The 24,600-nt window shown below is 42.9% G+C and carries 20 protein-coding genes; 10 read left to right on the forward strand and 10 right to left on the reverse strand.

Going from position 1 to position 24,600, the window contains the following annotated elements; genetic code table 11:
* Nucleotides 1-169 precede the first annotated feature (169 nt).
* The gene (locus RMY31_RS11480) at nt 170-1,744 is read left to right on the forward strand and encodes a serine hydrolase (protein WP_322659645.1); all 1,575 of its coding nucleotides are present in this window, start codon (nt 170-172) and stop codon (nt 1,742-1,744) included.
* Between the two features lie 121 nt (nt 1,745-1,865).
* Here RMY31_RS11480 and RMY31_RS11485 read toward each other — a convergent pair whose 3' ends face one another.
* Complete coding sequence (locus tag RMY31_RS11485) at nt 1,866-2,819, reverse strand: Rieske 2Fe-2S domain-containing protein (RefSeq protein WP_322659643.1); 954 nt, start codon at nt 2,817-2,819, stop codon at nt 1,866-1,868.
* Between the two features lie 278 nt (nt 2,820-3,097).
* On the opposite strand from RMY31_RS11485, the gene RMY31_RS11490 reads away from it, so the two are divergent.
* Nucleotides 3,098-3,754 (forward strand): TetR/AcrR family transcriptional regulator, encoded by a 657-nt coding sequence (locus RMY31_RS11490; protein ID WP_322659641.1) that lies wholly within the window; start codon nt 3,098-3,100, stop codon nt 3,752-3,754.
* A gap of 110 nt (nt 3,755-3,864) precedes the next feature.
* On the opposite strand, the gene RMY31_RS11495 is transcribed toward RMY31_RS11490, so the two are convergent.
* The 5 genes from RMY31_RS11495 to topA form a co-directional block, all read right to left on the reverse strand.
* On the reverse strand, nt 3,865-6,495 hold the full coding sequence (locus RMY31_RS11495) for an HD family phosphohydrolase (RefSeq protein WP_322659639.1): 2,631 nt from the start codon (nt 6,493-6,495) through the stop codon (nt 3,865-3,867).
* 188 nt (nt 6,496-6,683) lie between these two features.
* Nucleotides 6,684-7,634 (reverse strand): ADP-ribosylglycohydrolase family protein, encoded by a 951-nt coding sequence (locus tag RMY31_RS11500; protein WP_322659637.1) that lies wholly within the window; start codon nt 7,632-7,634, stop codon nt 6,684-6,686.
* A gap of 83 nt (nt 7,635-7,717) precedes the next feature.
* Entirely contained in the window at nt 7,718-8,167 is a 450-nt protein-coding gene (aroQ, locus tag RMY31_RS11505; protein ID WP_322659759.1) for a type II 3-dehydroquinate dehydratase, read from the reverse strand.
* A gap of 25 nt (nt 8,168-8,192) precedes the next feature.
* Entirely contained in the window at nt 8,193-8,312 is a 120-nt protein-coding gene (locus RMY31_RS11510; RefSeq protein ID WP_322659761.1) for a DNA topoisomerase I, read from the reverse strand.
* 687 nt (nt 8,313-8,999) lie between these two features.
* Entirely contained in the window at nt 9,000-11,651 is a 2,652-nt protein-coding gene (topA, locus tag RMY31_RS11515; protein WP_322659636.1) for a type I DNA topoisomerase, read from the reverse strand.
* A 582-nt stretch (nt 11,652-12,233) separates the two neighbouring features.
* Here topA and RMY31_RS11520 point away from each other — a divergent pair.
* From RMY31_RS11520 to RMY31_RS11535, 4 genes are all read left to right on the forward strand, one after another.
* Nucleotides 12,234-12,527, forward strand: coding sequence for a hypothetical protein (locus RMY31_RS11520; protein WP_322659634.1), 294 nt, complete (start codon nt 12,234-12,236; stop codon nt 12,525-12,527).
* Nucleotides 12,514-13,737: a DUF6745 domain-containing protein gene (locus tag RMY31_RS11525; RefSeq protein ID WP_322659632.1), complete on the forward strand. Its 1,224-nt coding sequence runs from the start codon at nt 12,514-12,516 to the stop codon at nt 13,735-13,737. Before RMY31_RS11520 ends, RMY31_RS11525 begins: the two co-directional genes overlap by 14 nt.
* 225 nt (nt 13,738-13,962) lie before the next feature.
* A complete protein-coding gene (locus tag RMY31_RS11530; protein ID WP_322659630.1) occupies nt 13,963-14,274 on the forward strand; it encodes an RNA-binding protein in 312 nt (103 codons plus the stop codon).
* Nucleotides 14,275-14,715: 441 nt separating this feature from the next.
* Nucleotides 14,716-16,278 carry an NAD(P)H-quinone oxidoreductase subunit N gene (locus RMY31_RS11535; protein ID WP_322659628.1) on the forward strand — a complete coding sequence of 521 codons (1,563 nt, stop codon included), beginning with the start codon at nt 14,716-14,718 and terminating at the stop codon, nt 16,276-16,278.
* A gap of 294 nt (nt 16,279-16,572) precedes the next feature.
* Here RMY31_RS11535 and RMY31_RS11540 read toward each other — a convergent pair whose 3' ends face one another.
* The 4 genes from RMY31_RS11540 to RMY31_RS11555 all read right to left on the reverse strand — a co-directional run bounded on the left by RMY31_RS11540 (nt 16,573) and on the right by RMY31_RS11555 (nt 21,024).
* Nucleotides 16,573-16,938 (reverse strand): VOC family protein, encoded by a 366-nt coding sequence (locus RMY31_RS11540; RefSeq protein WP_322659626.1) that lies wholly within the window; start codon nt 16,936-16,938, stop codon nt 16,573-16,575.
* A 270-nt stretch (nt 16,939-17,208) separates the two neighbouring features.
* Nucleotides 17,209-18,705, reverse strand: coding sequence for an aldehyde dehydrogenase family protein (locus RMY31_RS11545; RefSeq protein WP_322659757.1), 1,497 nt, complete (start codon nt 18,703-18,705; stop codon nt 17,209-17,211).
* 338 nt (nt 18,706-19,043) lie between these two features.
* On the reverse strand, nt 19,044-19,766 hold the full coding sequence (locus RMY31_RS11550; protein ID WP_322659625.1) for a cyclase family protein: 723 nt from the start codon (nt 19,764-19,766) through the stop codon (nt 19,044-19,046).
* Between the two features lie 55 nt (nt 19,767-19,821).
* Nucleotides 19,822-21,024: a proton extrusion protein PcxA gene (locus RMY31_RS11555; protein ID WP_322659623.1), complete on the reverse strand. Its 1,203-nt coding sequence runs from the start codon at nt 21,022-21,024 to the stop codon at nt 19,822-19,824.
* 566 nt (nt 21,025-21,590) lie between these two features.
* On the opposite strand from RMY31_RS11555, the gene RMY31_RS11560 reads away from it, so the two are divergent.
* Genes RMY31_RS11560 through RMY31_RS11575 form a run of 4 tightly spaced genes read left to right on the forward strand, consistent with a single transcriptional unit; the run spans nt 21,591 to nt 24,592 of the window.
* On the forward strand, nt 21,591-22,148 hold the full coding sequence (locus tag RMY31_RS11560; RefSeq protein ID WP_322659622.1) for a COP23 domain-containing protein: 558 nt from the start codon (nt 21,591-21,593) through the stop codon (nt 22,146-22,148).
* A gap of 49 nt (nt 22,149-22,197) precedes the next feature.
* Nucleotides 22,198-22,992 (forward strand): serine protease, encoded by a 795-nt coding sequence (locus tag RMY31_RS11565; protein WP_322659620.1) that lies wholly within the window; start codon nt 22,198-22,200, stop codon nt 22,990-22,992.
* Nucleotides 22,993-23,011: 19 nt separating this feature from the next.
* Nucleotides 23,012-23,833, forward strand: coding sequence for a serine protease (locus tag RMY31_RS11570; RefSeq protein ID WP_322659618.1), 822 nt, complete (start codon nt 23,012-23,014; stop codon nt 23,831-23,833).
* Nucleotides 23,834-23,866: 33 nt separating this feature from the next.
* A complete protein-coding gene (locus tag RMY31_RS11575; protein WP_322659616.1) occupies nt 23,867-24,592 on the forward strand; it encodes a hypothetical protein in 726 nt (241 codons plus the stop codon).
* The last annotated feature ends 8 nt before the right edge of the window (nt 24,593-24,600 follow it).

Consider the following 24,600-nt stretch of genomic DNA (forward strand, 5'->3'; position numbering starts at 1 on the left):
AGTTTAATATTTTACGCAATCATCTCCCCAAACTAGATAATATAGCTTAAACTAAACACGAAAATGCTACCAAGTAGCAAAAGGTGATTTCCGCATCAAGCTGCTTCAGGAGTGAGTTTTGGGTCGGGAGTCTGCCGGAAAAAAGTCGAGTGGGTCACAAGGAGTAATAGTGTCAGAGTCAGGTGACAAACTAAGAGCTTTCCCGCGGCGTCAACCCTTAAACCGCCGCGAGCGATCGCAAAAAGTCCAAAAAGCGGAACCGAAAAAAGTGAAAGTTCCTAAGCAGCAAAGAGCTGCTGTAGGGGAAACAGCACTAGCACGCCTAAACAATAATGTTATGCCTCCCCCAGTTGCTGCTGGAGTCCGTAGGGCAAAAGTGGGGGTAATTATGCCAACTGCGGTGAAACCAATCCCTCATGTGAAAGGCAAAATTCCACCTGCAAACCCCAGCACTGTGCAGATGAAAACAGTGCGAGTACAGAAGCAGCCCCTGCAAAAGATAGGCAGACGAGTTTCGCGAAAGACGCGGTTAAAGCCCATGGCAAGAACTCTGTTGTATGCCCTGAGATTGTTAATTGTAGGTGTGGGGATGGGCGCAATTGTCGGTACGCTATTGTCAGTTTTAGACCCTGCTACTCGCATGACCCCAGCTCCTGCTGCACCCAATACCAATAATGTTGGTCAAGCTCAACCACAACCTACCCCAAGTACGCCAGCCACGGGTACAAGTTTATACTTATCTCAGGAAGTTACCTCTTTAAAAGATGCGGTACAGAATTTGGCGACAACAAACCCAAGTCTGTCACCTGGGGTTTTCTTAGTTGATTTAGATACTGGTGGATACGTAGACGTGAATAGTAGCACCAGTTTTCCTGCCGCCAGCACGATTAAAGTACCAATTCTAGTTGCTTTTTTCCAGGATGTAGATGCTGGGAAAGTTCGGCTGGATGAAATGCTAACCATGCAACAAGATACGGTAGCTGGTGGTTCTGGACAACTGCAATACAAACCACTGGGAACCCAGTATAACGCTCTGGAAGTCGCCACAAAAATGATTACAATCAGCGATAATACGGCTACAAATATGCTGATTGCCCGGCTGGGAGGTATGGATGCGCTAAATCAGCGTTTCCGCAGTTGGGGATTGACAACCACAATGATTCGCAATGCACTTCCGGATTTGCAAGGGACAAATACTACTAGCCCCAGAGAATTGGCAAATTTGATGGCTATGGTAAATCAGGGGAATTTCGTAAGTATGCGATCGCGGGATTTGATGCTCGATATTATGCGTCGCACACAGAGAGACAATTTACTTCCATCTGGTTTGGGAACAGGTGCGAGAATATACCATAAAACAGGCGATATTGGCACAATGCTGGCTGATGTTGGTTTGGTTGACACCCCCACAGGCAAGCGGTACATAGCTGCTGTGATGGTACAACGCCCTAATAACGATCCTCGTGCTGAAAAACTAATTAGCTCGATTTCTCGTGCTGCCTACCAGCAATTCGGCCAAAATCCTGTTATACCCAGCAATAATACAACCACTGTTCCCCCAAATGGTTATCAGTCTCCAATCATCAATACTCCTGTACCCAACAGCACTACAAGTACCATACCTCTGAACGGTTATCAGCCTCCAGTTATAAGTACTCCTATACCCAATAACATGGGAAGCACTATGCCTGCAACGGGCTATCAGTCGCCAGCCATCAATCCACAATATTATCCTCCAAGATAGGAGCAGGGAGAGCAAGGGGAGAAGAATTTGATACTTGTGTTGGATGCAGGAATTGGATAATTTATTTTTTCTAGTTCCCTAAAAAGATGAAGAATGAAGGATAAAATTTTATCCTTCATAATTACCAATTCCGGTAGAGTTTTTCTGCATAAAACATAATCTCTTCATTTGGTAATCTAATTTTTGGTTTTTGCTTGGGATACAAACTTTCTACTGCACCTGTATCCTGTTCAATAACTGTAGCTGCTGCTTGTAAAACTGAATTTTGAAACAGGAACTTCATTAAAGGATTGACGACCTGAACATACATCAAAATAAATGTCTTAGTTCTTTTTTCTACTTCAGGGTAAAGGATGTGAATTTGAGCAATATTACCAATAGGCGTTTTTGCAAATAAAACTGTAGTTGAAGGAAAAGCGTATTCTAGTGTGTTAGTGAGGATTTTGGGTAAAATTCCCAAAATAGGATTTTTGAGCAATTCTCCTAATGTGTTGTTATCTCTTATTAGCTCTTGCTTGACTTGGGCATAGTATCCTTTTTCTTCAAAATAAGTAACATTACAGGATGTAATTTTAAATAGTTCTTTATGAGTACCATTTTGGTGGTTATAGTCATAGTTAACCATTATGTTACTCAAAAAGTCACCTTTAATACTTTTTTCTCCAGATACTCCAATAAATTCGTATTCATCTACTATTCTCTGATGCAAATCTGGAATGGGCAATTTTGGCTCAAATCCAGCATACGTCCAAATGCAATCGTTGCTAATTATTAGCTCTAATGGCTTGGTGATTGGCTGAGTGTCCTTTTTATCTTCTCTGTAAAGTCTGCCTTGTCCATCAAATTCTAGTGCATGAAAAGGGCAAGTAATAGTATCTCTCTCTTGACATATCCAACCATCTGATAGAGGTGCTTGCATATGCGGACAGATGTTATCAATGGCAAATATTTCTCCTTTTTGATTTTGCCAAATGACATAATCATGAGTGTTTAAGGTGATTTTATGGGGTTTATTCACTCCTAGCATCGATCTGTGAGCAATCAACCAAGGCGCACCAGGTAGAATCGGTTCCATGTTGCCTCTAACGTATTTAAAATGTTGTTGATTTCTGTACTATTTCAAAGTCTCTATCTCTGCTGTTGAAGATAGTTTTGATGTTTCACCGATAATCAGATGAGCAAAACCAAGCTAACGGGTTATTGTTCAGCCAATTTCGGTCACTACGCTATTGAATTTTGAGAAAATAACTAACTAAAAAATTAGTTAATTAATAATGTAATAAATTCTATCTTCTATGTCAACTACTAATCAATTTTTTAGTTAAGATGTTTTGGTGATTCGGATAGAGAACCGTGGGTCGTTCAACGCAGTCAAAACTCCCATTAAAAAAACCGCGTCAAGTGCGGGATGCAGAGGCTACAAAAAAGCAGATTCTCGATGCGGCAGAAGCAGAGTTCGCTAGACATGGACTCAGTGGGGCGCGGACAGAAGCGATCGCCAAAGGTGCAGGGGTAACCACAGCGATGATCTACTACTATTTCCAGAGCAAGGAAGGGCTATATCAAGCTGTTCTGCAACGTCCGGCAGTGGAAATGCATGAAGGGTTCCAACAGCTAAATCTGGATCAGTTCCCACCGGAGGAGGCGTTGAAGGTGCTAGTTAAGGAAGCGATCGCTTACGAAGCTGCACACCCGCACCGAGGGATGCTTTGGTTTCAAGAAGCAAACCAAAATCAGGGAAAGTATTTCAAACAGGGGAATTGGCAAGAAAATTTTGCCTATCTGATCGAGATTTTAGAACGGGGGATGGCAGAAGGTTGCTTTCGTCAACTCGATCCATTTCTTACCACCCTCCATATTGTGGGGGTTTGTAATTTATACTTCAACGCTTACGAAAATATCAAGCATACTAGACTCGATTTGCAGCTGCTGAGTCCAGAAATGATTGAGCAGCATACTCAAGAAGCGGTTAAATTTATTTTGGCTGGTGTACGAAACATTGAGGATTAGGGACGACGAACTTCGGAGGGACAAGGGGGGACAAGGAAGAATTATTCAAGAAACCTCTCCCTTGTCTTCCCACTCTACCTTGTCTCTTTCCAATCTCCAGTCCCCAATTCTTAGCCTTTAGCCAATTTCTCATTACTAGGCTTCAACTTGGGATAAGCAATACGTTTATGATGAAATTGCTGCCAGACTTCTACAAAAATTTGGGCAATTTCTGTCATTTCTTCCCGCGTTAGTCCAGAATCAACCATTTGATTGTCTTGCCAGCGGGCACGCAGGATATTATTGAGCATTGTCAATGCTTGTTCTGGTGTCGTGTCTTTGAGCGACCGCAGCGCTGCTTCGCAAGAATCTGCCAGCATGACAATTGCTGTCTCTCGCGATTGCGGAATTGGCCCATCGTAGCGAAAATCTGCTTCGTTTACTGTGATGCTGGGATCTGCCTGGGCCATTTGTTGTGCTTGGTGATAGAAATAGGCGATCGCCATCGTTCCCTGATGTTCGGGAATAAAAGCTTGAATTGCTGTAGGCAGAAGGTGTTTTCGTGCCATCACTAACCCTTCAGTGACGTGCTTTTTGATCAGTTCTGCACTCTTCCAAGGGTCTTTAATCTCTGTTTCGTGTTTATTCGGCCCCCCCATTTGATTTTCAATAAAGCCAAGAGGGTCATGCATTTTGCCGATATCATGGTACAGTGTCCCAGCCCTGACGAGTTCGACATTACATCCTAATTTTTTCGCAGCAGCTTCGGCAAGGGTAGATACAAAGAGGGTATGTTGAAAAGTGCCAGGCGTTTCAGTGGCTAGTCGTTTTAACAAGGGGCGATTAGGATTTGCTAGTTCCGCTAATCGAATGGGGGTAACCAAATCAAATAGCTTTTCCAAATAAGGACTTAAGCCCAACGCCACAATACTCCAGATCAAACCGGACAGAGCAAATAACCCCGCTTCTTGAAGTACGAGATACCAACCAACTCCAAATGCTGCACCAACCATCAGCTTAGCAATTAGGTAAACACCACCCTGAGTTAAAGCTATGGCAATACCCAATAATGCCAGTTCTTCACGCGTTCGCAGTCTTTGTGCTATGCAACTGCCCAATATTCCTCCGGCCGCACCAGCCAAAAGCGCGATCGTGCTGACTTCCAAACTTACTGGTAGTAATAGAAACATTAATACTACAACGGTTACACCCAAAGTCGGTCTGTAAAAGCTACCCAACAACAAACCTACGGCACTCCAGGTTGTATATGGTATACCCATCGCTAGCACTCCTGGCGTACTTAGTGTAAGCAGCAGCACCAACAAGCGATCGCGTTGTCGCACTTGGCACTTAAACCGTTTTTCTACCCAGACAAAAATACCAATTGCAACCGTCACAAATCCTGCCAACTTCGCCAACCCTAGCCAGTTATTCTCTCGGCGAATCAGTTGATAATGCTCCAGGACATCAAAGCGCCAGGCAGTAATCAGCTTTCCTTTGGTGACAATTACCTCGCCTTGCCGCACTTCCACCATCACTGGTGTCACTCCAGCAGCCGCCTGTAGTGCATGTTGTTTAGTTTGTTCTTCATCTTTCTTCAAATTTGGTTGCAGCACAGCCAACAACAATTTAGTTGCCAATGGTTCGGCGTTTTTTGGTACAAGTGCTTGTACTTGTAAACTTACTGCATTTTGTAAAATACTTGGCGGTAGTCCGTAGGGAATGCCTTGGGTGAGAATCCGTTCTGCACTCTGGCGAATTCCCGTTTGTGTTTTTGCCCAATCGTCATCTAACAAGTCTAGAAGGATAGTTTCGTTATATATTGTCTCTGATTCCGAGTTGGTAATCTCTTGTTGTAAAAATTGGACGCTGGCTTGGGCGTATGCTTGGCGTGCTTGGGAAATTTGGATAATCACAGAGGACAAATTTTGCTCTGAAGTCGTAACGCGGTAAGCTTCTAGTTCTGCTAATGCTTGAGTAAAGTCAGCACTCCGAGTGGGGAGTACGGAGTTTGGAGAATTTTGTAATCCTCTAATCTTCTGCTTGGGAAGTGACAATCTTAGCTTTTGTTTGCTGGTATTTTCTACAGCCGCCAGTAGTGCTTGCCATTCCGAGACAGAACAAGAGCGTAGATAATGCTGAATATATACAGACAAAACAGAAGTGTCAAAAAAGGGAAAAGACCCAGCAGTAGTACGAATTTCGTTGCCCCGAGCTAAAAGTTGTTGCAAATTTTGGTTGATTTTTTCAGTGACTTGCGTATCAATCATCAAAACTGGCATAGAACTTTTACTAACGGCTTTGCGCTGAGCGTCAGTTTCTTTTTTGTCTTCTATGGTATCAGTATAGGGCGCTTTAATTGTCTGTGGTGCGGGAGTCCCGACTTTCAGTTGGGGTTGGTTGTACAACTTGTGCCCCATAACGCCTGTGAGAGATACGATTGCGATCGCCAAAACAACGGAAGAGCGCTGTTCATGAATCCAGCCTAAACCTGATGTATCAATCCCACCGTGATTTTTGACTGATTTTGCCATCGATCCGAGCGCTATTTCTCGTTTTTGGTGTTCGCTGTTGCCACTAATTTTTAATAAAAATAAAATTATATAACTGAAAATATCCCTTTTAAGTCCTCTACGTCGGTTGTTGCCACTTTCACTTCTCAGCGTCCCAAGCAACTTTCTTTTACGGCGTAGTGCTTCATACTGTCGTCGCCAGTAAGTCAATTGCTCGCTGAAAGACTGAAAAAATCGCTGCGTTTTCATTACCTTTGGCTGCTTACTTTGATAACTCAAAACAAGACAATCCTAAGAAAAGTTCTAAGGGGTGGCGGTGCGTTCGAGGTTTCAGTGTTCGGAATTGGTTAAGGGTGATTTGAAATTGTAGTTTGACAGTGACTGGTTTGGTAACACTCAGTATTTCGCACCTATACTATTAAACGGTGATAATAACATTAACGCGATCGGATAACGCGAGGAGCTGCATAAACACAGAGCAGAGCTTGTTCTTCAGACATCACAAATCCCTCTTTTTGAAACTCGCTTGAATATGGAGCAATACTATACACTCCTGACCATACAGCCACAAGTGCATCTGCCAATTTTAGCATCTGAGAAAAACTTGTCAGTTCCCAAGCTGTTGAATTGGCTGGCGAGAGCGAAACCTGCCACTTGACGGGAATACCCGCAGTGCTGTTGTAAGCTCCTGATAAAGCTCCTGTAATTGCACCTATAATCTGCGAGCGTAAAGGCCAAGCGTCTTGCCTCCAAACATCGCCATTGTCAGTAGCCCGCAAAACTGCTAGACGGAAGTCTTCTAAGGTACTCAGAAAGCAGTAAAATGCCATAGCAATAGCATTACTCCACTTTTCTTCTTGACTTAACTCGGCTTGCACCCTTTCTAAACCAGCTCCTTGCTCTAACAAATCATTGACTTTTAATAATTGCTCTGGTAATGGTGTCGACGTTTCTCCGAGAAAAGAAATTATTTGTGGGATCAGGGTTCGAGGTTCGAGGTTTTCAGTGAGAGATTGAGCGATCGCATACCCTACAGCTAGTGTTGCATCCTGAATAACTGGGTCATTCGCCCAGATTTTTAACACACGTAGCAAGTTTTGTCGCAGCTTGATTTTATTTTCGTGAAAAAAAAGTGCCACTGGTATTGTGGCAAGTATAGCTTGTGGCGAGACATCATCATTTGTATCTAAATGAAGAGATTTTTGTTGCTGACGCTCTAGCCAATCATTTAAATCTAGTTTGCCCAGAGTAATCAAACTCTCGGTACCCAAAACCGCCACTTTACTTAAACTAAAGCAACTTTGAGACTCGTAGTCTTTTGCTAAACTTTGCCCCAGTAATACCCCCAGTAAAGTACCTCTAAACCGACTTACAAGTGAGTGGCGCATAAATTATATAGAGTTAAGAGTGAGAAGTGAGAAGTGAAAAATTAATGAAAGACAGCTAACTCTCAACTCCTAATTCTTAACTCCTAACTTTTCTCTCTTAAATGATGCACTAATGCCTGTAAACCCAACAAGTAGCTTTGAACGCCAAAACCGCTGATTTGTCCGATAGCTACTGGAGATATGTAAGAATGATGGCGGAATTCTTCACGGCGGTAAATGTTGCTGAGATGCACTTCTACTGTAGGTAAGTTAACAGCCGCGATCGCATCCCGTAACGCTACACTAGTATGTGTGTAAGCCCCAGCATTAATCAAAATCCCCTGGTGTTTCTCTAATGCCTCGTGAATAGTATCTACTAAAACCCCTTCATGATTTGACTGCATTGAAATAATACTCGCCTGTAATTTTGATGCTTCTTCTTCTAACAGACGATTAATTTCAGACAAACTCAAAGAACCATAGATTCCTGGTTCTCGGTGTCCAAGCATATTCAGATTTGGCCCGTGCAGCGCCAAAATGCTCAAGGGTGGCAATGTCAAGTTCAGTACCTTTTAGCTTTTAGCGGCGACGCGAGCGATCGTTCACAGGAATCGGAATCAGTTCCGGTTCCGGCTCAGCCTCTGGCCCGAGTAGAGCCTCAATCAGCTTGCGTGCCAATTCCTTAAGCTTTTCCAGCACCTTTTCTATATAGTCCATTGAACTGACTGCTCCTGAGATACTACCTCAAATTTTAGTTAACAGCTACGCAAAAACTAGCGTATTTTTGCACCTCTGGCTTGCAAGCGGGCTATACACACCTTAATTTTGAGCATAAGCCACTTCTAAAAATTTGGTGTTGTGATTTCCCTTACTTTTTAGAGTATCACATTAGCAACCTACAAGACACCATCCTACCAAGGATGGGTATTTTGTATTAATAGTCAATAGTCATTAGTTCAGTCGTTAGTGGTCAGTAGTCAATAGGAAAAAACAACTGACCCTCCGGCTTAGGCAGTTGCTAGCCTGCGGGTAGTCGTTCGGAGAACTCATTCGGCAAAGCCGTTCTAGTACCCCTGCTCTTAAGCAAGCTAGCTAGCAAGAGCGTCAACCTTAGGAGAAAAGTAGAGTAGCCGCAGAAGCATCTACAAGTCGGCAAAGCCAACGGCAGTTACTTCAACGGAGTGCCTTGGAAACCCTTGCGGCAGTCCCCCAGATGCTCGTAACGCTCGTTCGCTTTTAGCGTCTCATACCAATTCTTTATGAAGCTGCGCTAACGACGGAAACCGCCAAGACGGGGCTGCCGACGCTCCTACGTAGCTACCGCTAGGCTAACACCAACGCAATATCTCCCCAAGGCACTGCCTCACAAATAACAACTGACACGAGCTAACCTTTTGTATCTTTTTTTCTTGCAGTGGTCGTTGATGACTTAGCGGTTGACTTGGTTCTCGAACTTGTTGATTTACTAGTTTTGCGAGTAGATTTTGTTGTCGATGCTTTAGCCGCCAACAATTCTAGTGCTGTAGACAGCGTTATGTCTTCAACCGATTGACCTTCTGGGATACTGACATTAGTTTTTTCATGCTTAATGTAAGGGCCGTAGGGGCCATCATAGATATTTACTGGTGACCCATCATCAGGATGTGCGCCCAATTCGCGTAAGGCTGCCTTAGACTTGCCATTACTGGAGTTACGTCCCTTTTTCGGTTCGGATAATAATTCTAATGCCCGCTCTAGAGAAATTGTCAAAACATCATCGGCAGCTTTTAAGGAGCGATAGTCTTTTCCTTCTTTACCCTGGTCATGAACTACATAAGGGCCAAAGCGTCCTAAACTTGCTTGGATTTTGCCACCAGTGACGGGATGTACACCCAATGTTCGGGGTAGTGCCAAAAGACCAACAGCCATTTCTAAGGTAACAGTTTCTGGGGTGACACCTTTGGGTAGGGAAGCTTGTTTTGGTTTGGGATTTTCATCGGACTTATCACCCAACTGAACGTATGGACCATACGTGCCAATTTTCACGTAAATTGGTTCGCCAGTTTCGGGATGGCGACCAACTTGGTCAGGTCCAGTAGTTTTTTGGCGTAGTATTACTTCTACCTGTTTGGGGTCAAGGTCAGCTGGGGTCAAGTCTTTAGGAATGGAGGCAGTGACGACACCATCTCCATTTTCGACTTCGATGTAAGGTCCATACTTACCGATACGGACTTTAGCTGCTAAATTTTCCAGTTCTACCGTTCTAGCTTTAGTGGCATCAATTTGATTTTCTTGTTCTCTAACCAGAGTTTCTAAACCTTTGTCTCCCAAATAAAAGTCCCGCAAGTAAGGTAGCCAGGCGACTTGACCTTCAGCAATGTCATCCAAGGTTTGCTCCATCTTAGAAGTAAAGCTGGGATCGACGATATCCGGGAAATGTTTTTCCAATAGGTCAGTAACGGCAAAAGCCGTGAAAGTCGGAATGAGAGCGTTATTCACCAATTGGGTATAACCCTTGTCAATAATTGTGCCGATGATGCTGGCGTAGGTGCTGGGACGACCGATGCCTTCACTTTCTAGGGTTTTTACTAGAGTAGCTTCGGTGTATCTAGCTGGCGGTTGGGTTTCATGACCAACTGCTTCTAGATCTTTACAATCTGGACGATCGCCAACTTTCATGCTGGGCAAAATTACTTCTTGATCTTCTAATGCTGCTTCGGGATCGTCTGAACCTTCGACATAAGCGCGTAAGTATCCAGGAAAGTCGATGCGCTTGCCAGAAGAACGGAAACCTGCATCTTCAACTTGCAGGAGTACGGTAATTTGAGTTTGTCGAGAGTCAGCCATTTGGCAGGCAACAGTGCGCTTCCAAATCAAGTCGTAGACAGCAAATTCCCGACCGCTCAAACCAGTTTCTTGGGGAGTGCGGAAAGTGCTACCCGCCGGACGAATGGCTTCGTGTGCTTCTTGAGCGCCTTTGGATTTGGTGGTATATTGCCTGGGTTGGGGGCTGAGGTATTGTTTGCCGTAAAGTTGTTCTACACAGCTACGAGCAGCGGCGATCGCCTGATCTGACAAATGCACCGAATCTGTACGCATGTAGGTAATATATCCTTGCTCATACAAATTCTGGGCAATCCGCATGGTGTCTCGCGCTGAAAGGCGCAGTTTGCGGTTGGATTCTTGTTGCAGTGTGGAAGTAGTAAACGGTGGTGCGGGTTTGCGCGTTACTGGGCGTTCCTCTACATCCGTGACACTCCAAGGTTTATCAGTCAGGCGTTCTTTGAGGGCTACGGCATCCTCTTCGGAAAGCAATACTACATTGCGGCCAGCGGCGATTTTACCAGTTGCTGGGTCGAAATCGCTGCCAGTTGCCACTTTCGTGCCTGCCACTGTCACCAACTGAGCAGTAAAGGGATTTTTTTGCTGCTCTAAGTAAGCTTTCAAATCCCAATAAGTACCTTCATGGAAAGCACGGCGTTGGCGTTCCTTATTTACCAAAAGTCGCACGGCCACAGATTGCACCCGCCCAGCGGATAATCCCCAGGCAATTTTCTTCCACAACAGCGGAGACAGAGTATAGCCAACCAATCGATCCAAAATTCGCCGCGTTTCTTGGGCACGAACTAGCTGCTCATCGATGTTACGGCAGTTTTTCAAAGCTTTTTTGATAGCGTCTTGGGTAATTTCGTGAAACACCATCCGCTTTGTGGGAACTTTTGGCTTCAGCAACTGGTACAAATGCCAACTAATGCTTTCACCTTCCCGGTCTTCGTCCGTTGCCAGGATCAATTCTTCTGCATCTTTGAGCGCATCTTTGAGTTGGGTGACAACTTTCTTTTTATCTTTTGGGATTACATATACCGGTTCAAAGTCGGCATCCACATTTACCCCCAGCTGCGCCCATTTTTCTGCTTTGACAGCGGCGGGAATTTCACTAGCCGATTGCGGGAGGTCACGCACATGACCCATAGACGCTTCCACCCGATAGCCTTTTGGCAGGTAGTTGCGAATGGTACGAGCTTTGGTTGGAGATTCGACGATGACGAGAGTTGACATGGAAATTTTAGGAAAAAGAGTAGCTGCTAAGCTAAACAGTCAAATTGAGGCAATTTAGGCGAAATGTCAAGATAAAACGTCAACTAAAAGGTGAAGTATGAAAGGCGCAAGGTGTTGCACCCAGACTATGAATTATGAAATTTTCCATTCTTTATCCTTTTGTGGGACTAATACCGCTTTCTTGTTTCATCTTCATCCTTTTTCAATCAAGCTTAGGGCTGTGATTTAATCCTTACACAAACTGCTCGCTAGGGCGAAAATTCGCGCTTACTTACGGCGCAGTCTTTCTTAGAGAAACGCTGGGTTTGAATTGCCAACTATTTCAATCTTTAACTTATCTGGGTCATAATTGGCGACTACAGTTTTTAAAATACCCCGCAAGTGTAATACGGTGTTACCTTCTATGATTGGCAAGTGAGAGAGCAGGGGAGCAGGGGAGGAGGGGAGACAGGAGGGAGATGAGGAAGTAATTTTCCTAGTTCCCAGTCCTTAGTCCCCATTTCCACAAAGGCTGTGCCAAAATTAAACCAAACTTGAGAATAAAAGCGAAGTGGAGTTTATACCTATCTTGGAGGGAAAACTATGCAAGCAATTCGTCAAGGTGATGTCATCTTATTGCCTGTGCAGCAGGTTGAAGGACAAAAGATACATCATTTAATTTTGGCAGAAGGCGAAGTTACGGGACACAAACATAGTATTTCTGAAGGTCAAGCAGAATTATCAGAAAAAGATGGCACGCTGTATCTGCGTGTATTTTCACCAAATGCGTTGCTAACTCATGAAGAACATAAAGCCATTGCAATTCCTCAAGGTCATTGGATGGTGAAAATTCAGCGAGAATACGAGCCTGAAGGTTGGCGATATGTCGCTGATTGATAAACTTACACCTGAGCAAGAAGCTTTGATTCCAGTTTATCGGGAGAAGTGGCGAAAAGTAGCACTTTCAACTGAGCGGATTGATCGAGAGAAAGCCTCTCAAGCTTTAAAAATTGCTTATAATGCCTTTGGTTTCCAAGAGCCTGACATTATTTTTTGTGATAGTCCGTATGCTGCTTTTAGTGAGATATTTCTGGATAAAATCGATCGGTTGAAGCAGAAATTTGAATTTTCAACTATTAGTAGATTAAATAAATTCTCTAGAAGCCGAATAAAAAAGCAACAACAATTTTTTCAGCCACTACCAGAACTGATAGGAAAGCAAATATGTTTTCATGACGAATTAATAAAATCACCAATATTTCAGAGAATAGCAGATACTACAATATACGAGCATCTTTATTTGGAGCTACATAGTAACGGTTGGAATGATGGACATAGACTATTCTATAGACATCTCAAGCCCAAATTACTTATTAAAATTCATGAAAAACTACTAAATAAACCCTGGAGAAAATTACAGAGTCGGATTGGAAATCGATTATGCTTTTCTCTAAAAAAACGTTTAGAATCTCATGTAGAGAATTTTTATTTATACTGCTGGCAACCAAATCAAAAAACTATAGGAGCTAGCGTACATGATTTTAGTTTTAAAGTGTTAAATTTTGATTGTGATGTAACAAAATTTCAGTTTTTTGAATCATTAATTACAGAATGTGGCTGGATTTTTGCTTTTGAGAAAGTGGCAATTATATGCGATCGCCCGCTTCAACTCCGTTTCGACAACCAAAATCGCCTCCACGCAGAAGGCGAACCAGCCATTGAATTTACCGATGGATTTAGCCTGTACTCTTATCATGGTGTTACCTTGCCGGAAAAATACGGCAAAATCCAACCGCATCAATGGCAAACTCAATGGCTTTTAACAGAGAAAAATGCCGAACTGCGGCGAGTGTTAATTCAAGGTATTGGTTACGCTCGAATTTGCCAAGAATTACAGGCAATAGAATTAGATACTTGGGCTGAATATACATTATTGAAAATCAATGCCGATGTTGATGAAGAACCAATTTATCTATTAAAAATGACTTGTCCTAGCATGGGATTTATTCATGTTTTGCGAGTTCCACCTGATACGAAATCAGCACAGGAGGCGATTTGCTGGGTAAATTGGGGAATTGCTCCAGAGGGATTTTCTATACAAACCTAATTTTTCAATTGAATAATAAGTTTAATCAATAGTAAATATAGTTAAAAAGGACACCACCTACCACATATAGGAACAGCTGAACACAATCAAGTTTGGTAATTATAAAAGTTGTGCTAGCATACATTTGGAGAAGTTAAGTTCGGTGATACGGTTCTTGTTTTTAGTAATAATTGCAAGCGGCTCTCCGGATGAACATCTCTGCATCAATGGATTCTGGAGAGTTTCATGTCAATCTACGTAGGGAACCTATCCTACAACGTCACACAAGAAGAACTGACTCAGGTATTTTCCGAGTACGGCACTGTAACGCGAGTTCAACTACCTACAGATAGGGAAACGGGTCGCGTTAGGGGCTTTGGTTTCGTAGAAATGGAATCATCAGCCGCAGAAGATGCTGCCATTCAAGCTCTGGACGGTGCCGAATGGATGGGGCGTGTAATGAAAGTAAATAAAGCTAGACCAAGGGAGGAGAAAACTACTCGCTCCGGTAGTGGTGGCTGGGGAAAAAATAGTGGTGGATACTCGCGACAGTATTAAGTCTTGAGACCATTCAGCAAGGCAAAGGCATAAAAAGCATTTGCCAAGCGCAAATTATTTTAAAATCAGCAGTTCAGTAAATAACTGGCCTGCATATTTGTATATAAGCAGTTCAGTAAATAACTGGCCTGCTTATTTGTGTGAAAATCACTCTTTGATAATTATCTGTAATCCATTATGCGTCAACAACCAAAAAGAGTGATTTATTTATTGAAATGTAGTTTTCCGGTTCTAAACTTTAGCATAATTTAATCTGATAGTAAGGATAGTAGAGATAGTATCGATGTCTGGTCAGATGCGCCATTTCATCTGCGATCAGTCGCTTTTACGAAATCGTGTCTGTACGCTCACATATAAAATTGAATGCAACTTTGGCCAAGAACAATAGATAGAATTAACTCAGCTAGCCTTAATGTCTAATCGCCAAAACCTATACATCTCATGGATTTTGCTAATCTTGCATCCCAGTTAAATGCTGGAACGATTTTGCCAGAGGGAATTGTAATTGTCACCCTCTTAGGGGTTTTGATTGTTGATTTGATTTTGGGGCGGACATCCTCACGTTGGATTGGATATTTAGCGATCGCAGGTTTACTTGCTTCGATTGTCGCCCTGTATTTTCAATGGGATAATCCCAATCCCATCTCCTTTAGCGGTGAGTTTAACAGTGACGACCTCAGTATTATCTTTCGCGGGATCGTGGCGTTGTCTGCCGTTGTGACTATATTGATGTCAATTCGCTACGTTGAGCAGAGTGGCACCGCTTTAGCAGAATTCATCGCCATTTTGATGACTGCTACCCTAGGAGGGATGTTTTTATCCGGGGCTAGTGAGTTGGTGATGATATTCATCTCTCTAGAAACCCTGAGTATTTCCTCTTATTTGCTAACAGGTTATACCAAGCGCGATCCCCGTTCCAATGAAGCGGCGTTAAAATACCTGTTAATTGGAGCTTCTAGTACAGCAGTATTTTTATACGGCGTTTCCCTGCTGTACGGACTATCAGGCGGACAAACGGAACTGAGGGCGATCGCTGATGGCATTGCTAATGCTAACGTTGGTCAATCTTTAGGTTTGGTAATTGCCCTGGTTTTTGTCATTGCAGGTATTGGCTTTAAAATCTCTGCTGCACCATTCCACCAGTGGACACCAGACGTTTATGAAGGCGCACCCACTCCAGTGATTGCCTTTTTATCTGTTGGTTCCAAAGCAGCCGGTTTTGCTCTAGCCATCCGCTTACTAACGACAACCTTTTCCCTCGTTGCTGATGAGTGGAGATTTGTCTTCACCGCCCTTGCGGTTCTCAGTATGATCCTGGGTAATGTTGTCGCCCTCGCCCAAACCAGCATGAAACGGATGCTAGCTTATTCATCCATTGCTCAAGCTGGGTTTGTGATGATTGGCTTGATTGCTGGTACTGAAGCAGGATATGCCAGCATGATATTTTACCTGCTGGTTTATTTGTTCATGAACCTGTGCGGTTTTACCTGCATCATTCTGTTCTCTCTGCGGACTGGAACGGATCAGATTGCCGAATACTCAGGTTTATATCAAAAAGACCCACTCTTAACACTGGGGTTAAGTATCTCCCTACTTTCCTTAGGTGGTATTCCGCCACTAGCTGGGTTTTTCGGCAAGATTTACTTATTCTGGGCTGGTTGGCAAGCTGGTCTTTACGGATTAGTTTTACTGGGCTTAGTTACCAGTGTTGTCTCCATCTACTACTACATTCGCGTAGTCAAAATGATGGTAGTCAAAGAACCACACGAAATGTCCGACGTAGTGAAGAATTATCCCGAAGTGCGTTGGAATTTGCCTGGGTTCAGACCTTTGCAGGTGGGGCTGATAGTTACTTTAATCGCCACTTCCATAGCAGGGATTTTGTCAAATCCCCTGTTTAAACTGGCTAACGCGTCTATCTCCCACACCGCAATTTTGCAAGCAACAACAATTAATAGCACTCAAGTCAGCGCAATCGCTACTGAACAATCAAAAGGGTTGTAGGCTGAATTATTGCTAATGGCTAATAGCTAATCGTTAACTGTCGAATAGCTATTAGCCATTTTTCGTTTATCAAAAACGAACCGCTAAGAACGAGCCAGTGCGTTGCAGAGCCGGTCTCGTGTTGAGGCAGCCGCATGGGCGGCTGCCTATTTGTTGTAGCAACTGCCGTGCCAAAAAATCAGAGATTTAAGACAGTTTGGTACGGGTTCACAAAGGAACAGTATTACTACGAATTATGTGGTGACTCATTTAGATTAATTTCTCACTAAGCACTATTGAACTCAAGTGAAATCTCTACACACGGGTCAAAATTTCTAAATTATGACCATCAAGATCGTAGAAATAAAAGCCACGACCTCCGTTTCTATAATTAATTTGACCTTTATTTTGATGCATGGGATCGCTACTATATTCCAAACCTGCATCTTTAACCCGTGCGAAGATGGCATCAAATTCTTCATCACTGACATAGAATGCATAATGATGCGACTCGAATTCTTCTCTGTCGGCAAAGTCTAATGTCAGCTGGTCGTTGACATGCACAGCAGCAAAGTGACCGACAGGGGCTTCAACCTTTAGACCAAAGATTTGCGCAAAGAATCGTGCCGATGCTTCTTTGTCGTATGCTGGCACTATAGTGTGATTTAGGGTAATTGTCACGTTACACCTCTTGTTCCCATTAGGGTAGTAGTCAAATCAACTCTTTATTAGAGTCGATCAAAAGAACGTTTTTGATTAGCGTTGGTGTAGTTTTCTTCTATCTTACTTATCTTTTTAAAACCTTACACAGTAAGCTATCTGAGAGGGCCAACGACAGAATCAGGATTTTAGCAATCGCATGACCCGCTCAGATAACATCACTTAACATGAAAAATCTTTATTTAATTGTCAAGGTTCATATTTTAGTAATCTTTCAAACCGTGAACGGTATTAGCCACGATTGTCAATCTGGGCGCGTTGCAAACTTCCTGAAAAGTCAACATAAACACTCTTCCATTCTGTGAAAACATCTAAAGCTGTAGTTCCAGCTTCGCGGTGTCCGTTACCCGTTTGTTTAACACCACCAAAGGGCAAGTGTACCTCAGCACCAATAGTAGGGCCGTTAATGTAGGTGATACCTGCCTCGATATCGCGCATGGCAGTAAAAGCTCGGTTGATATCGCGGGTATACACTGAGGAAGAAAGACCATACTTGCTATCGTTGAGGATGGCGATCGCTTCTTCAAAAGAGTTAACCTCAATTAATGCTACTACTGGCCCAAATATCTCTTCACGGGCGACGCGCATATCGGGAGTGACACAATCTAAAATGGTCGGTTGAAAGAAGTAACCATGTTTGAGGGAGCCATCACTGGCAATTTCCCCACCAATTAATACCTTTGCTCCTTCCTCACGGGCAATATCCATATATTGGCTCACCCGTTGGAGTTGTCTTTCGTTGATTATCGGGCCGATATCCGTATCAGAGTCATTGCCAGCACCCAAGCGTAACTTAGTAGTACGCTCGTGGAGCATGGTAGTAAATTTTTCTTTGATGTCGCGATGCAAAATCAAGCGACTAGTAGCCGTACACCGCTGACCGGTAGTACCAAAAGCTCCCCAAATAGCACCGTCTAGTGCTAATTCCAAGTCAGCATCTTCCATCACCACTTGGGCATTTTTGCCGCCCATCTCTAGACAGACACGCTTGTGAGTGCGTCCGCAAGTCGCACCAACATAAGCACCTGTTTGGGAAGAACCAGTAAAAGACACCAAATCAACATCGGGATGCTCAACTAAAGCTTTTCCTACTTCTTCACCTACGCCATGCACCAAGTTAATTACTCCGGGTGGCAAACCTGCGCCAGCAAAAATTTCAATCAATTTAGTCGCACAGGCTGGGGTATCTTCCGCCGGTTTGAGAATCACCGTATTACCACAGACTAAAGCTGGCATGGCTTTCCAGCAAGGAATTGCCACAGGGAAATTCCAAGGAGTAATTAAGGCACAAACTCCTATAGGCATCCGTACCGTCATCGCAAATTTGTTAGGCATTTCCGAAGGCGTAGTTTGCCCGAATAGTCGCCGCCCTTCACCAGCACTATAAAAAGCGCAGTCAATGCCTTCTTGAATATCTCCCCTTGCTTCTGTCAAGGGTTTACCCATTTCCCGACTGATTAACTGGGCAAGTTCTTCTTTATGCTGGAGTAATAGTTCCCCGACGCGAAAAACGTACTCTGCCCTAGCTGGGGCAGGAACTTTTCGCCAACTGTGGTAAGCTTTGCGGGCTGCGGCCACCGCTGTATCCACATCATCAGCTTGGGAACGGGGAAAGGTAGCAACGACTTCATGCACTAAAGCGGGGTTGCGGCTTTCTAGGATGGTTCCTGCTGCGGCACTCAACCATTGACCATCGATATAATTGCAGCAAGTTAGCAAAGTCATAATCAAATTCCAATTTCTTAAAAGGGATAGTGCAGAACTACTGCTGCTTCATAAGGCAACATTACTAACTGAGTATTAAGTAGACCCTACACTGCCCTAGTGGAGTGCATTGTAGCTCAATCTAAATGAGAACTGCCACACTTGAAGAAAGGCAGGAGGCAAGATTGTCGGCCTCTTGGCTCAATCCTGGGAATCACCAAAAAACAAATACTATCTCTTTGTCTTTGCTTTCTGCCATCTGACTTGAAAGAGAGTGTAGGGGGAATTTCTCCCTTCTCCCTTTTTCATGCATAGCGGTGAAATTTTTTCATTAGGACTGCCTTGCCCAAAGGGCTGATAAATCAAGGCACTAATGCCAAAACAGCAGCAGGAGAACCCGAACCGTCCCGCAACCGAAGAATACCAATAACTAAGGTAGTACCTTGAGGTGGCAACTGATGTAAATTTGTAAGATTTTCTAGCACAATGCGCGGTTGTTCCAATACCAGGCGGTTAGTGGTAAAACTATCATCCTGTCCCGGGTCTACACCATGAGTATCAATTCCTATGCCAGCAATTTGCCGTTCGTGAAGTAGGAAACGGGTAGCGTCACTGCCAAACCCTGGAAAATGCATAATTCCTTGAGCATCTCGGTTGAAGAATGCATTTTTATCCAACCACTTATCTTGCCAGCCAGTATTAAGTAGCACTAAGCTATCAGGAGAAATCTTGCCGTATTTTTCTTCCCAGACCAGAATATCGGCAATAGTGAGGGCATAGTCAGGATAAACTGCTGCGGCTTCATGGATATCTATGACTATTGCAGGTACAACCAGTGATTGAGCAGAGTATTGGTCAATTCCCACACCGAAACTGTGAAAACTGTTAGGAGCATTGATATGAGTAGCGCTATGTTCTCCTAAAGAAAAACACCGCAAGTAATAACCATTCTCTGGCAATTTTGCAACGGTTGTAAATTCTACTGGAGGGTCGCCAGGCCATTGAGGAATAGCCGTGTCAATTACATGACTGAGATGAATAACGCGTGAGTAAGCGATCGCATGTTGGTTCTGTGATTGTATCATCCAAGCTTTGCACCTCTGGTGATTAGCTACATATTGCGATCGCAAATATTCCCGATCACTCGTCCATTTCTTTTAATGTGGCTAGTGCTGAAGGAGATAACCTACTAAGATAGCGGAATATCCAATATTTAAATATAGTATCTAAAATCACAGGAAATGTAGCAATAAACATAAATATTACATTTCTACTTGCTGAAAGTCCCAAATGTTCTGCCAGCCCTTCGAGAATTACCTCCCATCCATGTGGTGAGTGGAATCCTACAAATATATCTGTAAATAAAATAATTAAAAAAGCTTTGGCGCTATCACTCAGACCATAGACTGTATCATCTATGAAAGACTTCACAATTACAATTTCTCTTTTACTATTAGCAATTACTATGCTAAAAGCAATCAATGAGAGTATATCAGCAAACACATTGCTAATAGCCTCACTACTTTTATGACGAAACACCTCAGCTATTTCAATTGCTTTTTGTTTCAAACTTGCTTCAGTTGCATCTACAGACAGTGGCGATTCTTGGTTAATTAAGCTTTCCAACCTGAGTTTTACTTGAAAACTCTTTAACTCCCCAAGAGCTTTTTCTTCCATTTCCGAATTGATAAAAATTTGAGTTTCAGCATGACCTCTAACACGTTCTACTATCGGATTTATCAAAATTTGTTTAGATAACTGCTGCGTTAAAAGAGGTACGATAACTAAAGTTAACAAAAATTTTAAAGCAATTCTGGTACGATTTCTCGATATCTGATAATTCTTAACAAATTGCTCTTCCGCTTGAGGAGTAAAATCTGACTTAATTTTATTAATCGTTCTACCAATAGATCGAGGAAATGCTCCCGTTTTTTGAGAGATAGGCTGAACTTTAGTCAGATTAGACGAATCTGATTGTTTATTAGCTTCATCCTGGTTAACGTTTACATCTTCCGAAACTGAAGTATTGTTAACTGGCTCATTTCTAAAAGTATACTTATCTATGACTTCATCAATAAATTTTAATTTTTCTAACAAAGCTGGATTAGAAAGATTGAGTATGGAACGACTAAATTGAAATTCTGCTAACCTCAATTTAATAATAATTAAGTTTTGCTCCAGACATCCTTGCCAATAAGACATGACATTTTCGGTATAATTTGCTGACTCAGCAGATATTTTTTGGTTACCAAAATGTTCTGTTTCAATATTTTTAATTGTCTGAGCAGCCTTGTATGCTTTTAATAAAGCTCTTTCTGGCGTTTCTGAAAACCATTGGTTCATTGTTCGTACAATTTAAAACTGACCAATATTAATTATTTTACCTCTATTTTCTTAATTATCTAGCTTGAAATTGTTAACTGCGAACAGTTAACAGTTAACATTCAACAAACAACAATTACAAAAAGATATTTTTCTTTGAAAGTTCCCTATTCCGCTGTGATGGACTAGTAAATATTCACAGCTACAGAGTTTGTAAAAAATGATTGAATATATTAGGAAATCAGTTTATTTCAATCTTGTGTAGATTGTACAACTACTATATAAATACATTACTTTTTATACTTATAAACTTTATGTTTGGAGATGCTGAAGCGTTTTCTCGTTATTTACTTAACATTTTATCTGATGAATGTCAATCAATAAATGAAAAATTATATTGACTTAGATGTAACATACAGCCTTCACATGAAGAGTTGCTTATACCTCAAAGTAACACAATTAGTAGTACAGTATCTATGTAACCTATTATGGCAGTTTCCTGGAGCAAATACTTAGTATTGACCGTCAATTAAATTTGGCTGTTTCAGTAATAAACTCAATATTTTTTAGGAATTTGGGCATTAACTATGAGATTGAGGTTCTCTAGTCAAGGATTGACAGGGGTTGCAATAGCTTCTCTGACTATATTTACCACAAGTGCAACCATCAATCAGCCTAGCTATGCGGGAGGCACTACCTTTTTCTGTGCAAAGAGCAAGGGCATACCGATAACATTTGCTCGTACCCAAGATGGGCGGAAAGTGCCGATGATTAAATGGATTTCCCAGGATTACTTTTCCCGAGATTGGCCAGTTGAACGCCGCTGTCAAGAGGTATCTCGTAGATTTCAAAGGAGTTATGATAACGGTACGCTCAAGTACATCAGAACTGGGACGCTCAGAGGTGAACCAGTGGTGTGCGCTGCCAATAGTTACAACGCTGCTTGTACGGATAACAATTTGTTATTTACTCTCAAGCGTGGCAGTAGTGCCAAAGATACTGTACGAAGACTATTGAATCGTCGTGGCTTAGTGGCTGGAAATGTCCTCAATGAAAGTGGTGGTGGCGACACGCTGAATGTTGAATTCGATCGGTACATAAATAATGCCACAGAGGAGCCAAGTAGTGATTCCATTCAAGATTAGGGTAATACCCTCTGATGCTTTCGCAGCCTTGGATTACCCATAAACTCAGATGGATTGGCATAGATTGGCACCGATTGTCTTGATTGGCAGTTTATCAATGATACTATCGGCATCGGCACCAGTTGTTAGTGTTTCTGCCCCATGCACAACCTCTGGTTGCAAAATTTCTCAGTCAAGAAAACTTCACCTCCAGGCTCAGTCCATCACTGTCAAAGTGTTGTCAGTAGATTTCTTAGGCTCAGGGATTATACTGCAAAAACAAGGTGTATTTTACACAGTATTAACCAGCGCTCATGTGCTGCAAGCAGGGGACTCTCCCTATCGCGTGCAAACACCGGATGGCAGCATTTATACCGCTAATTTACCTCAAGACTGGAACTTTGGGAAAAATGATTTGGCATTATTGCAATTCCAAAGTCCAAGCACTATCTATACTGCGGCAGCCCTAGGTTCTCGTCCAGCAGTTGGGGATGAAGTGTTCGCTGCGGGGTTTCCCGCTACTGAAGAGGAATCTCAGGAAACAAGCTTGGTCTTGACTACAGGTAAGGTTTCGTTAGTGCTATCCAAACCTTTGGAGGGGGGCTATCAATTAGGCTACACCAATAATATCGAAAACGGCATGAGTGGCGGGCCACTCTTGAATTATCGGGGTGAGGTGGTGGGTGTGAATGGAATGCACGCTTATCCTTTGTGGGATGCTCCTTCTGTATTTCAGGATGGCTCCAACGTAACCGAACGATTACATCAGATGATTATTGGACTGAGTTGGGCTGTGCCGATAGAGAAGGTAGTGCAGTTAATGCCAAAATCCGTAAAAACCAAAGAATCTCGTGTATTACATTAGGCTGATTAGAGGTCAGATAATGAGGCTCGACCGTGGCATAACATCAGTAATTATTGGCATAGCGATCGCATTTGGGCAGCCAGAAATAGCTGTCACATTAACTGCTCAAGATGTCAGTAATATTGCGAAACAAATTACAGTCGTAATTAGTGGCCCCAAGCTTGGCTCTGGGGTGATAATTCACCAACAAGGTGACACTTACAGCGTTCTTACCAATGGACATGTTGTCGATGAAGCAGGAACCTATACAGTTCAGACTCGCGATCGCAGCACATATGAAGTTAAATCGAATCTCGTTCAGCGACTGCCAGGAGTGGACTTAGCAGTATTAAAGTTTACTAGTAGTAAAAAATATAACATTGCTACCATCGGTAATTCAGATGCAGCGACCGAAGGCACAACCGTTTATGTCTCTGGTGCACCGGAACCAGTGCAAGGAATCGAAGCCCGTACCGTGCTGGTTCTCAGGGGAGAGATTGTCGGTACAAATTCCCAGCCCCAGGAAGGTTACGTCCTAATTTACAACAACAATACTCATCGGGGCATGAGTGGCGGCCCCGTACTGGATGAAAATGGGCATTTAATTGGCATTCATGGCAGGGGCGCAAGAGATAATGACGGTCAAAAGGTAGGTTTTAATCTTGGAATTCCCATCAAAATCTTTACTGCTTCCAAAACAGGCAGCAATTTGGGAGTGACAACTCAAAATCCGCCAATAACACAAGTTCCACCAAAAAGCTTTACAGACCCGTCTTCTAATGTTCCCCTAATCGGAAGACCGCGCACAATTGATGGTTCAGAGGGAACTGCCGGATTTGGTTGTCCTGGCAGACGTTGTTAAATATCAAACTTTTATATTTTGAGTGTAAATACAATGTTGCAAAAGTTTTTAAAATCCAGCCTTTTCGCTTTATTATTGGCTCCAGCATTGCTTAACTTGTGTGTTGGAAGTGCGATCGCCGAAACCTCAATCGATGAAGATCGGCTAGATACTGTTGATGGAATGCGTTGGGCTGGTAGTGGTTTACCTTTTGATGAAGTTGTCAATATCAAAGATAGTCTTGTCAATTCCGCTTTAGGGAAAGTAGTACTAGATCGCCACGGAGAAGATCGATCTGGAGGTCTATTCAAAAGTCCCTTTGATAGTCCCCGCCCCGGCAGGTTTGTATTAGTTTCCTTGTGGGGCAGCAAAATCGAAGGGTGCTTTGTCAAAATGATCGTCCAATCAGCTCCACCTGATGGTCAAGCCGATTTAGAAGACCTCGTTCCCAAATTCATAGAATTAGGCATTGGAGATCAAATTCTCCAACTCACTCAAAGCCAAGCTACCAAACCCAGAGGGTTTTCCGGAAAATACACATACACCGTATACGAAAACAATACGAAATATACACGCTCTAGTACTTGGTATATGACAGACACGTCATTTGCCATCAGTCCCGATGCCGCTAATATGCTCAGAACCGCACCAGAGAAAGAAATTCGGGCACGTTTAACTTTTGCTAACGGTGATACCAAAGTCTTCCCCATAGGCAAAGGAAATGTTAGACGTTGGCAAGAAGCCTATAGTTTTAATAGTTCTTGTACTGGGTCTAAGTAGAGACGAGG

This window comes from Dendronalium sp. ChiSLP03b (assembly GCF_034531165.2).
Taxonomy (GTDB): Bacteria; Cyanobacteriota; Cyanobacteriia; order Cyanobacteriales; family Nostocaceae; genus Dendronalium; species Dendronalium minutum.

Bases quoted from the DNA above. Each gene is read 5' to 3' on its own strand.
- RMY31_RS11570 (WP_322659618.1), top strand. From the start codon at position 23,012: ATGAGGCTCGACCGTGGCATAACATCAGTAATTATTGGCATAGCGATC.
- RMY31_RS11555 (WP_322659623.1), bottom strand. From the start codon at position 21,024: ATGAACCAATGGTTTTCAGAAACGCCAGAAAGAGCTTTATTAAAAGCA.
- RMY31_RS11495 (WP_322659639.1), bottom strand. From the start codon at position 6,495: ATGAAAACGCAGCGATTTTTTCAGTCTTTCAGCGAGCAATTGACTTAC.
- RMY31_RS11565 (WP_322659620.1), top strand. From the start codon at position 22,198: ATGGATTGGCATAGATTGGCACCGATTGTCTTGATTGGCAGTTTATCA.
- RMY31_RS11520 (WP_322659634.1), top strand. From the start codon at position 12,234: ATGCAAGCAATTCGTCAAGGTGATGTCATCTTATTGCCTGTGCAGCAG.
- RMY31_RS11560 (WP_322659622.1), top strand. From the start codon at position 21,591: ATGAGATTGAGGTTCTCTAGTCAAGGATTGACAGGGGTTGCAATAGCT.
- RMY31_RS11500 (WP_322659637.1), bottom strand. From the start codon at position 7,634: ATGCGCCACTCACTTGTAAGTCGGTTTAGAGGTACTTTACTGGGGGTA.
- RMY31_RS11530 (WP_322659630.1), top strand. From the start codon at position 13,963: ATGTCAATCTACGTAGGGAACCTATCCTACAACGTCACACAAGAAGAA.
- RMY31_RS11525 (WP_322659632.1), top strand. From the start codon at position 12,514: ATGTCGCTGATTGATAAACTTACACCTGAGCAAGAAGCTTTGATTCCA.
- topA (WP_322659636.1), bottom strand. From the start codon at position 11,651: ATGTCAACTCTCGTCATCGTCGAATCTCCAACCAAAGCTCGTACCATT.
- RMY31_RS11485 (WP_322659643.1), bottom strand. From the start codon at position 2,819: ATGGAACCGATTCTACCTGGTGCGCCTTGGTTGATTGCTCACAGATCG.
- RMY31_RS11535 (WP_322659628.1), top strand. From the start codon at position 14,716: ATGGATTTTGCTAATCTTGCATCCCAGTTAAATGCTGGAACGATTTTG.
- RMY31_RS11575 (WP_322659616.1), top strand. From the start codon at position 23,867: ATGTTGCAAAAGTTTTTAAAATCCAGCCTTTTCGCTTTATTATTGGCT.
- RMY31_RS11550 (WP_322659625.1), bottom strand. From the start codon at position 19,766: ATGATACAATCACAGAACCAACATGCGATCGCTTACTCACGCGTTATT.